The 13,020-nt window shown below is 62.7% G+C and carries 16 protein-coding genes; 6 read left to right on the top strand and 10 right to left on the bottom strand.

Translation table 11 applies throughout. From position 1 onward, the window contains the following. The coding region (locus EOD15_RS15925; RefSeq protein ID WP_127408622.1) for a transporter at positions 1 to 898 on the top strand (898 nt) is incomplete at its 5' end. Between the two features lie 17 nt (positions 899 to 915). Here EOD15_RS15925 and EOD15_RS15920 read toward each other — a convergent pair. From EOD15_RS15920 to cysS, 8 genes are all read right to left on the bottom strand, one after another. Further along, positions 916 to 1,602, bottom strand: a complete 687-nt coding sequence (locus tag EOD15_RS15920; RefSeq protein WP_127321039.1) for a glutathione S-transferase family protein — start codon at positions 1,600 to 1,602, stop codon at positions 916 to 918. A 9-nt stretch (positions 1,603 to 1,611) separates the two neighbouring features. Further along, the gene (gene rarD / locus EOD15_RS15915; protein WP_127321040.1) at positions 1,612 to 2,541 is read right to left on the bottom strand and encodes an EamA family transporter RarD; all 930 of its coding nucleotides are present in this window, start codon (positions 2,539 to 2,541) and stop codon (positions 1,612 to 1,614) included. Between the two features lie 83 nt (positions 2,542 to 2,624). After that, positions 2,625 to 4,247, bottom strand: a complete 1,623-nt coding sequence (gene cimA, locus EOD15_RS15910; RefSeq protein ID WP_185929006.1) for a citramalate synthase — start codon at positions 4,245 to 4,247, stop codon at positions 2,625 to 2,627. After that, positions 4,244 to 5,200, bottom strand: a complete 957-nt coding sequence (gene pip / locus EOD15_RS15905; RefSeq protein WP_127321042.1) for a prolyl aminopeptidase — start codon at positions 5,198 to 5,200, stop codon at positions 4,244 to 4,246. Before pip ends, cimA begins: the two co-directional genes overlap by 4 nt. Further along, on the bottom strand, positions 5,197 to 5,673 hold the full coding sequence (locus EOD15_RS15900) for a GFA family protein (protein ID WP_027038010.1): 477 nt from the start codon (positions 5,671 to 5,673) through the stop codon (positions 5,197 to 5,199). Before EOD15_RS15900 ends, pip begins: the two co-directional genes overlap by 4 nt. Further along, positions 5,670 to 6,161, bottom strand: coding sequence for a GFA family protein (locus EOD15_RS15895; protein ID WP_127321043.1), 492 nt, complete (start codon positions 6,159 to 6,161; stop codon positions 5,670 to 5,672). The genes EOD15_RS15900 and EOD15_RS15895 overlap by 4 nt, the downstream gene beginning before the upstream one ends. Positions 6,162 to 6,167: 6 nt before the next feature. After that, on the bottom strand, positions 6,168 to 6,554 hold the full coding sequence (locus EOD15_RS15890; protein WP_127321044.1) for a VOC family protein: 387 nt from the start codon (positions 6,552 to 6,554) through the stop codon (positions 6,168 to 6,170). Further along, the gene (gene cysS, locus EOD15_RS15885) at positions 6,551 to 7,987 is read right to left on the bottom strand and encodes a cysteine--tRNA ligase (RefSeq protein WP_127408621.1); all 1,437 of its coding nucleotides are present in this window, start codon (positions 7,985 to 7,987) and stop codon (positions 6,551 to 6,553) included. Before cysS ends, EOD15_RS15890 begins: the two co-directional genes overlap by 4 nt. A gap of 391 nt (positions 7,988 to 8,378) precedes the next feature. On the opposite strand from cysS, the gene EOD15_RS15880 reads away from it, so the two are divergent. Beyond that, on the top strand, positions 8,379 to 8,534 hold the full coding sequence (locus EOD15_RS15880) for a hypothetical protein (RefSeq protein ID WP_081738801.1): 156 nt from the start codon (positions 8,379 to 8,381) through the stop codon (positions 8,532 to 8,534). Between the two features lie 71 nt (positions 8,535 to 8,605). Here EOD15_RS15880 and EOD15_RS15875 read toward each other — a convergent pair whose 3' ends face one another. Then, complete coding sequence (locus EOD15_RS15875; protein ID WP_127322206.1) at positions 8,606 to 9,367, bottom strand: SOS response-associated peptidase; 762 nt, start codon at positions 9,365 to 9,367, stop codon at positions 8,606 to 8,608. Between the two features lie 129 nt (positions 9,368 to 9,496). Between EOD15_RS15875 and EOD15_RS15870 the strand changes: the two genes are divergently transcribed. The 4 genes from EOD15_RS15870 (at position 9,497) to EOD15_RS15855 (ending at position 11,865) form a co-directional block, all read left to right on the top strand. Next, on the top strand, positions 9,497 to 9,931 hold the full coding sequence (locus EOD15_RS15870; RefSeq protein WP_127322207.1) for an NUDIX hydrolase: 435 nt from the start codon (positions 9,497 to 9,499) through the stop codon (positions 9,929 to 9,931). Positions 9,932 to 10,014: 83 nt separating this feature from the next. Then, positions 10,015 to 10,392, top strand: a complete 378-nt coding sequence (locus tag EOD15_RS15865) for a TIGR02301 family protein (RefSeq protein WP_127322208.1) — start codon at positions 10,015 to 10,017, stop codon at positions 10,390 to 10,392. A 356-nt stretch (positions 10,393 to 10,748) separates the two neighbouring features. Beyond that, on the top strand, positions 10,749 to 11,006 hold the full coding sequence (locus tag EOD15_RS15860) for a hypothetical protein (RefSeq protein WP_008874920.1): 258 nt from the start codon (positions 10,749 to 10,751) through the stop codon (positions 11,004 to 11,006). Between the two features lie 70 nt (positions 11,007 to 11,076). Then, on the top strand, positions 11,077 to 11,865 hold the full coding sequence (locus tag EOD15_RS15855) for a hypothetical protein (protein ID WP_164761968.1): 789 nt from the start codon (positions 11,077 to 11,079) through the stop codon (positions 11,863 to 11,865). Positions 11,866 to 11,900: 35 nt separating this feature from the next. On the opposite strand, the gene EOD15_RS15850 is transcribed toward EOD15_RS15855, so the two are convergent. Continuing rightward, positions 11,901 to 13,020: dihydroorotase (locus EOD15_RS15850; protein WP_127408620.1), on the bottom strand; the 1,120-nt coding region annotated here is incomplete at its 5' end.

The raw sequence follows: 13,020 nt of genomic DNA, 5'->3' as shown, positions 1-13,020 counted from the left end.
ACCCAGGGACGCCACCGCCGCGCACTGGACATGGCGCAGCTACCAGCTTTCCGACATGCGGGCCCGCCATGAGATCGGCGCCGATCAGGCTTTGCCGGCACCGGTGCGCGAAGCTTTCCTGTCCGCCAGCCATGGCTGCCACATCGACCTCGAGAACGACTGGCTCTATGGCGATCTGCCGGACCTGCGCCATGACTATTCGGCGGAAGCGGGCGGGCTTGGCCATTTCCGCTTCGCGCTCAACGACACGATGCTGGTCGGCGCCCGCAAGCAACCGCTGCAGTCGGTCGACAACATCCGCAAGGCGATCGAGAATGGATCGCGCAAGTTCCGCTCGCCGGCCGAGTTGATCGAGGCGGTTGTCGGCCAGTCTTTTGACGGCATGGTGGCTGAACTTGCGGCACTCGGCGACAGCCTCGACGGGATCGAGGATCGCATCGTCTGCGATGCATGGCACAATGAACGGCAATCCCTCGTCGACGCGCGCCGGCATCTGGTGGTGATCCACAGGCAGATGGCGACGCTGACCAATCTGTTTCGCCATCTCGACCACTCGCACCGTAACGACCTGCCCGACAGCATCAACGACATGGCCGCGCGTCTTTCACACAGGGCGCAGACGCTGCACTATGATGGCGAACAATTGCAGGCACGCGCCCGGCTGTTGCAGGACGAGCTTATGGCCAAGCTGACGACGCAGTCGAACCGGCTGCTGTACGTACTGTCGGTGATGACGGCGGTGCTGTTGCCGATGACCATCATCTCGGGCCTGTTCGGCATGAATGTCGGCGGCCTGCCGCTGGTCGACACGCCAATGGGCTTCTGGGTGGCGACGGCGGTAGCGATGGTGATCGCGGGCGCGACCTATCTCTTTGTCAGGCGGCTCGGACAGATGTAACGCCCGCCCGGCGACTTTCACGCCGAGGCGCGAAGATCCTCGATGACGGTGCCGGCGGCGGCGGCTTCCGCTTCGTGGTCGGGCTCGCGCCAGGTCTCGGCCAAGCCAGCCGCATACCATTCGCGCATCGCCGGCAGGGCAAGCAATTGCGCCGGATAAGCCGCAGCCGCACCCTCGAAGGAGAGCCCATAGGACTGGGCGCGGAACGCCACCGGGGCAAAGAAAGCGTCGACGGCGGTAAAATGAGCGCCGGCCAGAAACGGCCCGCTGAAACGGGCAAGACCATCGTTCCAGAGATCGCCGAGGCGAAAGATGTCCTGCTTCAGCGCATCGGACATCGGGAATGGCTTTACGCGCAGGCCGCAACTCATCGGGCATGCCCCGCGCAATGCGGTGAAGCTCGAATGCATCTCGGCGGCGGCCGAGCGTGCCCAGGCGCGCGCCTTGGCCTCGACAGGCCACACGCCATGGTGGCGTTCGGCCAGATATTCGACGATGGCCAGCGAATCCCAGACCGCCCAGCCATCGTCGATCAGGCACGGCACGCGGCCGCTCGGCGAGAAGGGCCGGTACAGATCCCAACTCGATGCGGTCGGGAATGGCGTCAGCCGTTCCTCGAACGGGATGTTCAGCTCTCGCATCAACACCCAAGGCCGCAGCGACCATGAGGAATAATTCCTGTTGGCGATATGCAGCAGGTACATAGGGGACCCTTACCTTGCAGCCGGCACCGCCGGCCGGATCTCGCGGCCACGGAACATCGACCAGGAATACATCGCGAGCGCGGTCCAGATCAGGCCAAAGGCAATCGCCTGGGTGGTGCCGAAAGGCTCGTCGAAGATCAGCACGGCGATCAGAAACACAATGGTCGGCGCGATGTACTGCATGATGCCGATGGTGGACAGCCGCAGCAGCCTCGCGCCGAACGCAAACAGCAGCAGCGGGATCGCTGTGACCGGACCGCAGCCGATCAGCAATGCCGTATCGGTGCCACTGCTGGATACGATATGGTCCTGTTCGGTCGCGATTAGATAGACGATGTAGCCAAGTGCCGGCACCGACAGCAGAAGGACTTCGAGCAAAAATCCCTGGCTCGGTCCGATCGGCAACGTCTTGCGGAAGAAGGCGTAGGCGGCGAAGGAAAACGCCAGCGCCAGCGACACCCAGGGCAGCTTGCCGCCCTCGACGGTCAGCACGGCGACCGCGACGGCCGCCAGCACCACCGCCGCGATCTGCAGCCGGTCGAGCCGCTCGCCCAGCAACAGCGCGCCGACGACGACGTTGACCAGTGGATTGATGTAGTAGCCGAGCGCGGTTTCGACGGTGCGGTCGACAGCGATCGCCCAGACATAGATGCCCCAGTTGACCGAGATCAGCGCCGCCGTCAGCGCGGCCATGGCGATGGTGCGCGGCGAGCGCAGTGCCGCCTTAAAATCCGCCATGCGGCCGGCCCAGATCAGAACGGCGGCGGCGATCGGCACCGACCATACGATGCGATGGGCAATGACTTCGGCGAGCGGCAGATGAGCGACCGCCTTCATGTAGAAGGGCAGCAATCCCCACAGCAGATAGGCGCCGAGCGCCAGCAGAAAGCCGCGCCGGGCCTTGGAATCCGCGTCCAGGGTAATTGCTTCAGTGGCCATGGGCCAACGCTATGGCCCAGTCACCTTGGCAAGACCATCGCAAAGTTCTGATGGATCAATGGACTTTCGCTGATGGTTCAACCCTATTCGGCGGCCACCAGTCCGGCCATCTCGCGGTTCTTCATCAGCTTGTAGACGATGGAATCCATCAGCGCCTGGAACGAGGCGTCGATAATGTTTTCGGAAACGCCGACCGTCCACCAGCGCGCGCCGGTGCCGTCATGCGATTCGATCAGAACGCGGGTGATCGCCTCGGTGCCGCCATTGAGGATACGCACCTTGAAGTCGGCCAGCTCCATGTCGGCGATCTCGCCCTGGAATTTGCCGAGGTCCTTGCGCAGCGCGATGTCGAGTGCGTTGACCGGGCCATGCCCCTCGGCCACCGACATCTTCTCCTCGCCGTCGACCACCACCTTGACGATCGCTTCGGAGACCGTCTTCAGCTGGCCGTTGGCGTCGAAGCGGCGCTCGACCATGCAGCGGAACGAGGTGACGTTGAAGAACTCCGGCAGGCCGTGCAGCATCTTGCGTGCCAGGAGCTCGAAGCTGGCATCGGCACCCTCATAGGCGTAGCCCTCGGCCTCGCGCTCCTTGACCACTGATATCAGCGCGTCGAGCCGGTGATCGTCCTTCGGCACCTCGATGCCGCGCCGCCTCAACTCGGCGAGGAAATTGGCCTTCCCGCCCTGGTCCGAAACCATGACGCGGCGGCGGTTACCGACCGTTTCCGGGGGTACATGCTCATAGGTCGCCGGCTCCTTGGCCAGCGCGGAGGCATGGATGCCTGCCTTGGTGGCGAAAGCAGAGGCCCCGACATAGGGGGCCTGTGCCTCTGGCGCTCGGTTCAGGAGTTCGTCGAAGGCGCGGGACAGGCGCGAAATGCCGGTCAGCGCCTCAGCCGAAATACCGGTGTCGAAACGATCGGCGAAGGCCGGTTTCAACGCCAGCGTCGGCACGATCGAGATCAAATTGGCGTTGCCGCAGCGCTCGCCGATGCCATTGAGCGTGCCCTGGATCTGGCGCACGCCGGCCTCGACCGCGGCAAGCGAATTGGCGACCGCCTGGCCGGTGTCGTCATGGGCATGGATGCCGAGATGATCGCCTGAAATACCTGATAAAATAACCTTCTCGACGATGGCGCGGACTTCCGATGGCTGCGTGCCGCCATTGGTGTCGCACAGCACCACCCAGCGCGCGCCGGCATCATAGGCGGTCCTGGCGCAGGCCAGCGCATAATCGGGATTGACCTTGAAGCCGTCGAAAAAATGCTCGCAGTCGACCAACGCCTCCTTGCCGGCGGCGATCGCCGCCTCGACGGAGGCCTTGATGGCGTCGAGGTTCTCCTCATTGGTGCAGCCGAGCGCGACACGGACATGGTAGTCCCAACTCTTGGCGACGAAGCAGATGGCATCCGACTTGGATTGCACGAGTGACGCAAGGCCGGGATCGTTGGAAGCCGACACCCCAGCCCGTTTGGTCATGCCGAAGGCGACGAATTTGGCGCGCGACGTACGTTTCTCCTGGAAGAAGGCGGTGTCGGTCGGATTGGCGCCGGGATAGCCACCTTCGACATAGTCGAGGCCAAAAGCATCGAGCAGTTTCGCGATGGCGATCTTGTCCTCGACGGAAAAGTCGATGCCAGGGGTCTGCTGGCCATCGCGCAATGTGGTGTCGAAGAGATAGAGGCGCTCGCGGGTCATGGTCATTTGCCTGCAAACTTGTCCGTCGCGCGGATCAGCCGATCCAAAATCCCCGGCTCCGAATAAGCATGACCGGCGCCCTCGATCAGGTGGAAATCCGCCTTTGGCCAGGCCTTGTGCAGCGCCCAGGCATAATGCGCCGGGCACGGCATGTCGTAGCGGCCATGGACGATGGTGCCGGGAATGTCAGCCAGCTTGTGCGCGTCGCGCAGCAACTGCCCTTCCTCCAGCCAGCCGGCATGGACGAAATAGTGGTTCTCGATGCGGGCAAAGGCGATGGCATAGTCGTCCTGCCCAAATGGTCCGCTGGTCTCCGGCTCGGGCAAAAGCGTGATCGTTTCGCCTTCCCACAGGCTCCAGGCGCGGGCCGCCTCGATCTGCGCCTTGCGATCCGTGCCGACCAGCCGCTTGCGGTAGGCAGCCATCATGTCGCCGCGCTCGGCCTCCGGGATCGGCGCCAGGAAGCGCTCCCATTTGTCCGGGAACATTTCCGAGACGCCGAATTGATAGTACCATTCGAGTTCCGCACGCGTCAGCGTGTAGATGCCGCGCACCACCAACTCGCTGACGCGATCGGGATGCGTCTCGGCATAGGCGAGCGCCAGCGTCGACCCCCAGGAGCCGCCGAACACCAGCCATTTGTCGAAGCCGGCCATTTCGCGCAGGCGTTCGATGTCGGCGACCAGGTGCCAGGTCGTATTGGCTTCGAGCGAGGCGTTGGGCGTCGATTTTCCGCAGCCGCGCTGGTCGAACAGGATGACATCGTAGAGCTTCGGGTCGAACAGCCGCCGGTGTTTTGGGGAAATGGTGCCGCCCGGCCCGCCATGCAGGAACACCGCCGGCTTGGCGCCCCTCGTGCCCGAACGCTCCCAGTAGACCTGATGGCCGTCGCCGACATCCAGCATGCCGGAATCGAACGCCTCGATCTCGGGATAAAGCGTACGCAATTGACTGCTCATAGCTGCAAACCTTTGGTCGGCCAGTCCGCTGTTTCATGGTCTGGGTGCTGGAAGGAGATGATGGATTCCTGCCTGTTGTAATAATCAGGATCCTGGTGGACGGGCTGATCGAAGATCGTCTCCACCCAGGGCAGCCGCGCGGCGTAGTTGACCTGGATCTGCGGGGCAAGATCGGAGCGGTCGTCGAAGGCACCGATAGCGATCTCAAGTCCACCGGGCTGCCGGTAGGTCAGCGGCGTCCCGCAGCGGGCGCAGAAACCACGATCGATGTTGACCGACGACTGGAAATAGCTCGGCTCTTCATGGGTCCATTCGACGCCGTCCCTGGGCACCGTGACCAGTGCACCAAAGAACGAGCCGAACTGCTTCTGGCACATCCGGCAATGGCAGATCGATGGACGGCCGAGCGCTCCATGAATGCGGAAACGCACGGCGCCACACTGGCAGCCGCCGGTTCTTACCTGATCGGTCATGATCTTTCCTTTGGCGGCCATTGTTCGGTGTCGTGGTCCGGATGCTGATAGGAGACGAGATCCGCCAGATAAGAGGCCGACGACACGTCGGCCATCGTCTCCTCGCCCGGCAATTGCGGGATCGTATCGACATAAGGCAGCTTTGCCTCGGTGCCCCATTGGATCAGCGGCACGATCTCCGCCGGATTGTCGAACGCGCCGATGGCGAGGCCAACACCATCCGGCGCGGTGAAGGTCAGCGGCGTGCCGCAATCGGCGCAAAAGCCACGATCGACATGGTTGGAGGAACGGAAGTATTTCGGCTCGCCGCGCATCCAGTCGAGCCGGGCGCCACGCACCGAAACCAGCGGCGCATAGAACGAGCCGAACGCCTTCTGGCACATGCGGCAATGGCAGACCGAAGCGTCGCCGAGCGCGCCTTCAACGCGAAAGCGCACCGCGCCGCACTGGCAGCCGCCGGTGTAGACCGGCCGGTTGTCGAGGCTCATCACCGCTCACTCCGGGACATGGCAGACGGCCTCGACATTGTTGCCGTCGGGATCGAAGACGAAGGCGCCATAGTAGCTCGGGTGATAATGCGGCCGCAGGCCTGGCCCGCCATTGTCCTTGCCACCGGCGGCAAGGGCTGCGGCATGGAAGGCATCGACCTCGCCGCGGCTGCGCGCCGTGAAGGCGACGTGCTGGTGATCCCTGGGCTTGTCCTTGCCGGTACTCAGCCAGAACACCGGCCGGTCACGGCCATAGCCGCCGACCTTGGCACCCCCGGTATATTCCAGCGGCACCATGTAAAGCAGCGCCGCACCAAGCGGGGCCATCGCCTTGTCATAGAAAGCCTTCGAAGCGTCGAAATCGGCAACGGTGATGCCGAGATGGTCGATCATCTTTTTACCTCCCAGGTGGTGATGCGCTCGCCAGTGACCGGATCCTTGCCGTCCTTCAACTGTACACCTTGCGCCAGCAGTTCGTCGCGGATGCGGTCGGCCTCGGCCCAGTTCTTGGCGGCGATGAATGCGAGACGCTTGGCGATTGCCTTGGCGACGTGGTCTTCATCAACCGTCGCCGACGCGACATCGAAGCCGAGGAACAGCAGCGACGCCTTCAGCGCAGCCGCCGCATCGTTGCCGTCCGCTGCCTCGCCAGCCAATTGCGTCAAGACCTGGAAGGCGGCATAGGTTGCGAGATCGTCCGACAAGGCATCGATGACCTGCACGGGCAGCAGTCCTGCGGCGGCCGGCGCAAGGTCGGCCGCCCGCTTCCATTTGCGCAGCGTGTTCTCGGCCTCTTCCAGCTTGCGCACGGAAAAGTCGATCGGTTCGCGATAGTGCGTCATCAGCATCGCCAGCCGCAGCACCTCGCCCGGCCATTTGCGGGCGCCAAACGTCTCGGTCTCGAGCAGCTCGTTGATCGAATAGAAATTGCCGACGCTTTTCGACATTTTCTGACCTTCGACCTGCAGGAAGCCGTTGTGCATCCAGATGTTGGCCATCACGTCCGTGCCATGGGCGCAGCGCGACTGGGCGATCTCGTTCTCATGGTGCGGGAAGATCAGGTCGAGGCCGCCGCCATGGATGTCGAACACCTCGCCGAGATAGGCGGCCGACATTGCCGAGCATTCGATGTGCCAGCCCGGCCGACCCCTGCCCCATGGCGAATTCCAGCCAGGCTCCTCCGGCGACGACAGCTTCCACAGCACAAAATCGCCGGGATTTTTCTTGTGCGCGTCGACGGCGATGCGAGCACCGGCCAGTTGCTCGTCGAGATTGCGCTTCGACAGCTGGCCGTAGTCCGGCATCGACGCGGTGTCGAACAGGACTTCGCCCGCGGCAACATAGGCATGGCCGCGTTCGATCAGGCTTTGAATCAAGGTGATCATGTCGACTTTGCCGTCGGCGCGGGGCTCGACGAATTCGGTGGCGCGCGGCTCGACCGTCGGCTCCAGGCAGCCGAGAACCGCCACGTCCCGATGGAACTGATCGGCGGTCTTTTCGGTGACCCGCCTGATCGCCTCGTTGAGCGAAAATGTTCCGGAAGCGATCTCGCCGCCGAAGTCGCGTAGAGCGCGCGCGTTGATCTTGTCGTCGACGTCGGTGATGTTGCGCACATAGGTGACGTGCGCCTGCCCATAAACGTGACGCAGCAAGCGGAAAAGCACGTCAAAGACGATCACCGGCCTGGCATTGCCGATATGGGCAAAGTCGTAGACGGTCGGGCCGCAGACATACATGCGCACGTTGTCTGGATCGATCGGGACGAAATCCTCTTTCGTCCGCGTCAGCGTGTTGTAGAGGTGCAGGCCCTGCGATGCGTCGGACATTCGTGCCTTCCCGGTTCAGAACTCAATTTGACGAAGCCAGCCCTGCGCGAAACGCAAATCAGGCTCCAGCCTGCTGGCCGGGGCGTTTGTCCAATCTGGGGAAAGATGAGGCGAAAACGTCCGGACCAGCGCGAGGCTAGCCAATAATGCAAATGCCACAAATGGCGAAAGACGTTTTCATGGGCGGCTTTATCGCCTTGGCATGTGTTGCCGTCAAGTCGCAAGTTTCGGCAAAAACGTCGCTGGATCACAGGTAATGATGCACTGAAACATTTTATTAAACATGTCGGCACAGTCATGAAACATTCGCCGGCTAGATCAGCAGGCGTCACGATTTGGTCAGAATCGGCCATCAAACGCAGACACGAAAATGTTACCTGGGAAGAGAGACATGCCCCGAACCAAGCAGGAAGCCAACCGAGCCAAGCAGCCGGCATTGGCCAACCACTACCGCGCGATCGGCCCGGCCGCGATCGTCGCCGCCCTCCTTCACACCGCGAAGAAGAAAAAGCCGGTGCAGAAGATCGTGTCGCCCCGCGCCGCCTGAAGTGGTGTGCGGCCCGGCGCCAAGGGCGCCTGGCAAATGGCGCAGACATACGTCGCTGAAGAACAGTTCAGCTAGAACAACGTCATCTGATTGTCGTCCGCGCCGGGCTTCTGGCGCTTGACCTTTTCGGGCTCCGGCCCGATCTCGCCCCGCTCCTGAATCTCCGGTCCGGTGTTGGCGACCTTGTTGACCAGGTCGGAGACGGGAATGGCCTCGAAGAAATCGAGTTGAGCCGGCCGCAACAGATCGGCGACATCACGCGGTTCGAGCGTGCGGCAATCCAGCCAACGGGCGAAATCCCTGGGGTCGATCACCACAGGCATGCGGTCGTGGATATGCGCGATATCGGCATTGGCGTTGATAGTCAGGATGGCACCGGTGTCCATTTCCGAACCGCCCGGCTCGGCATAGGTCTCGATCAGTCCGGCGAAGGCGACCAGCCCGCCATGCCTTGGGCGTATCCAGTAAGGCTGGCCTTTCTTGCCGCCGGTTTGCCGCCATTCATAAAAGCCGGAAGCCGGCACCAAGGCGCGGCGATGGCGCATGGCGGCCTTGAACGACGCCTTTTCGGTAGCCCCTTCGGAGCGCGCGTTGAACAGCAGCGGAAACTCCCTGGTATCCTTGACCCAGGTCGGGATCAGCCCCCAGCGCACCAGCATTGGCTGCCGGTCGGGCAAATTGGAGCCCGGCGCCCGCGGGGGGCCGGCGACCGCCATCAGGATCGGCTGGGTTGGTGCGATGTTGTAGCGCGCCGGGAAATCCTCCAGTTCCGCCAAGCCTAGCAAGGCGGCAGTCTGGTCCGGCGTCGCGGTCAAGGCAAAACGTCCGCACATGGTCGATTGGCGCCCTTTGAAAGGTTCGGTTCCTGAAAGTGCCGGTGCAACCGGCATTGCGCAACCGCTAAAGCTTGCCCATGCTGGGCGGTCCACAACAGACCTGCCTACACGCCTGATCGGGAACCCATGAACGAAGCGCGCAAGACACTTCCGGCAGTCTCGGTCGCCGTCGTGCGTGCAGACACCGTGCTTCTGGTCAAGCGAGCCCGGCAACCCTCGCAAGGGCTCTATGCCTTTCCGGGCGGCAAGGTCGAACCCGGCGAGACGCTGGAGGCAGCGGCAGAGCGCGAACTTCAGGAAGAAACCGGTTTGCGCGCCACAAATTATTGCCCGCTGCGGGAAATCCACATCGACGGCAGGGATGACAGCCACCCGGTCGATTATCTCCTCACGGTCTTCGGCGCCGCCTATGCCGGCGGCGAGGCGGTAGCCAGCGACGACGCAGAGACGGCGGCCTTCTATACACTCAGCGAGATGGCGGCATTGCCGCTCGCCGGCTCGGTGTTCGCCGTGGCCGAGGAGTTGTTGGAACCCGACGGAGACGACGGGCCGAAGCCCTGAAAACCGCCTTGCAGGCGACAAATTGTTTCGCCACAAAGACTTATCCTGTTTGGCAGAGCCACGCCGTTGGGTAGAGAAGGCTTATGAACCGTCCGTCCATGCTCCTCGCCGTGTGCCTTGCGGTCGGCGCGACCGTTTCGATACGGCCCGCGCTCAGCGCCGAATCGCCGTTCGAGCCTGGGTTGATGCGGCTGGCGGAGGTTCTGGGCTCGCTGCATTTCCTCCGCAATCTGTGCGGCGAGAAGGGCGACCAGTGGCGTGTCGAAATGACAAAACTGCTCGATTCGGAAAATCCGGACGCCGAGCGGCGCGCCCGCTTCATTGCCAGCTTCAATCGCGGCTACCGCTCCTTCGGCGGCACCTATACGCGGTGTACGTCCTCGGCGACCGAAGCCATCAGCCGCTACATGAAGGAAGGCGAGACGCTGTCTCGCGATATCGCCTCGCGTTACGGCAACTAGGCACTCGCTCATCAACAACTATCCGGATCATTGCTGGGCATTAGCCGATATATCGGCTTGTGCCTGGCGATCTCTTGGTGCAATCCTCATGTTGCACTTCTGCAACAGTATTAACGAAACCTTACCGCACGAAAGCGGAATTAACTCAAACTGAAGGTTTTCGCCCCGCAGGCCGCCCCAATCGGCTAAGTTTGACTCGGACTGAACGCAGCTTCGCACAAGGCAATTGGGCTTTGTAAAAGACGATCAAAAAAATGTCGTATTTACAAATACTTAATTGTCCCTGCGTGTGAAATGAACAGATCAGGCCTGATCCACATCGACGGATCGCAGCTTGAAAGGGTGGACATTCGCTTATGGAACATGGTGTCAACGACATCGACGCGCTGGTCAGGGAAGAAAAACGCCTGACCGCCGTGGAAAGCCACAGCGAGGCCTGGGCGGAAGGTCTCTCCGCCGGGATAGAGCCCGAGATCATTGCCGAAGCAGCGCTCGAAACAGCCTTCGGCGAGATGTTGCGCGCCAATGGCGAGACCTCGGCCCTTGCCCTGCTCGACCGTATGCGTGAAAAGGTGATTGCTGGCGCCTTCGAACCTGAACGGCTACGGCACTGAACCGACGTCCGGTTCTTTGACGGCAACATGCCGCTCGGGCGTCATGCCCGGAAGCAGGGAGAAACGGGCAGTGAGTTTTTCGATGTCAGGCAAGCCGTGTGGCTTGGTCCTTCGCATCTCCTTCGCCGCTTGCTGTGCCGCGATTCCCCTGCTTGTGTGTCTCGCGAGCAGCCCCGTGTATGCACTGAGCGAAATCAAGCGCGAAGAGCTCCCCCCGACAGTCACGCCGCCGGCCGACGACGACATGTCGCCCCCCGGAAGCGCCGTGCCAATGCCCAATCCGGTCGGAACACCGCCGCCGGCCAGCCAGCCGACTGCTCCTGCCGAAGCCGAGCCGGACAGTCCGGCGGATGGCGGCGTGACCAGACCGCGTGTCGATCCGGAAACGCCGGTGCCTGAGGTCGTCTACGATCTCGGCAAGCTGCCGGAACCGGTGCGGCGCATGCACGATCTGATCGTCGAAGCCTGCAAGGGCGGCGATATCGAAAAGCTGCGGCCGTTGATCGGCACGGGCGAGAGCATGACACAGATATCGCTGACCGACATAGACGGCGACGCCATCGCCTTCCTCAAGGGCCTCTCCGGCGACCCAGACGGTCAGGAGATTCTGGCCATCCTGGAGGAGGTGCTTAATGCCGGCTACGTCCACCTCGATGCCGGCACGCCACAAGAACTCTATGTGTGGCCGTATTTCTTCGCCCTGCCGTTGGACAAGCTGGACGCCAAGCAGCGGGTCGAGCTCTTCAAGATCGTCACCGCCGGCGATTTCAATGACATGAAGCAGTTCGGCGCTTATATTTTCTACCGTGTCGGCATCACGCCTGCCGGACAGTGGTCGTTCTTCGTCGCCGGGGATTGAGCTTTCTGCCTCTGCCCTTGCAAAGATCCGGGAGCCTAGACGGGCAATGCCTCGGAAAACTCCACCGCTTTGCCCTGGCCTGGCGTGACGATTTCGCCCTCCCACATGACACGTCGGCCTCGAATGACGGTGCCGACCGGCCAACCCGTCACTTCCCTGCCATCATAAGGCGTCCAGCCGGCTTTCGAGCCGGCCTGCGCATTGGTGATTATCTCGCGCCGCATCATGTCGACGATGGTGAAGTCGGCGTCATAGCCGGCGACGATGCGGCCTTTCCTGGCCATGCCGAAGATCCGCTGCGGGCCATGACTAGACAGGTCGACGAAGCGCTGCAAGGTCAGCCGGCCGGCATTGACGTGGTCGAGCATGATCGGCACCAGCGTCTGCACGCCGGTCATCCCCGACGGTGAGGCCGGATAGGGTTTTGCCTTCTCGGCCAGCGTGTGCGGCGCGTGGTCGGAGCCGAGCACATCGACAATGCCTTGCGCAATGCCATGCCAGACGCCGGCGCGGTGGCGCGCGGCGCGCACCGGTGGGTTCATCTGGATCAGCGTGCCAAGCCTGAGATAGTCGTCGGCGCTCAGCGTCAAATGATGCGGCGTCGCCTCGCAGGTCGCGACATCCTTGTGCTGTTCGAGGAACACAATCTCCTCGGCCGTCGAGATGTGCAGGACATGGATGCGGGCGCGCGCTTGCCGAGCGATGCGCACAAGCCGTTCGGTGCAGCGCAAGGCGGCGATTTCATCGCGCCAGACAGGGTGCGATGCCGGGTCGCCTTCGATGCGTTCGCCAAGGCGCTCGCGCAGCCGGAACTCGTCTTCCGAATGAAAGGCGGCACGGCGGCGCGTGTTTCTCAGGATCGAGGCGACACCTTCGTCGTCCTCGACCAGCAGGTCGCCGGTGGACGAACCCATGAACACCTTGATCCCGGCAGCGCCCGGCAACCGCTCCAGCTCTCCGACATCCCCAGCGTTTTCGCGGGTGCCGCCGACCCAGAAGGCAAAATCGCAATGCATGCGATCCGTGCCGCGCCGAACCTTGTCGGCAAGCGCTGCCTCGCTGGTGGTCAAAGGATTGGTGTTGGGCATCTCGAACACGGCGGTGACGCCGCCAAGCACGGCCGCGCGCGAACCCGTTTCCAAATCTTCCTTGTGC

This window comes from Mesorhizobium sp. M7A.T.Ca.US.000.02.2.1 (genome assembly GCF_003996995.1).
In the GTDB taxonomy this organism is placed as follows: Bacteria; Pseudomonadota; Alphaproteobacteria; order Rhizobiales; family Rhizobiaceae; genus Mesorhizobium.
This window is presented reverse-complemented; position numbering and strand designations above follow the sequence as displayed.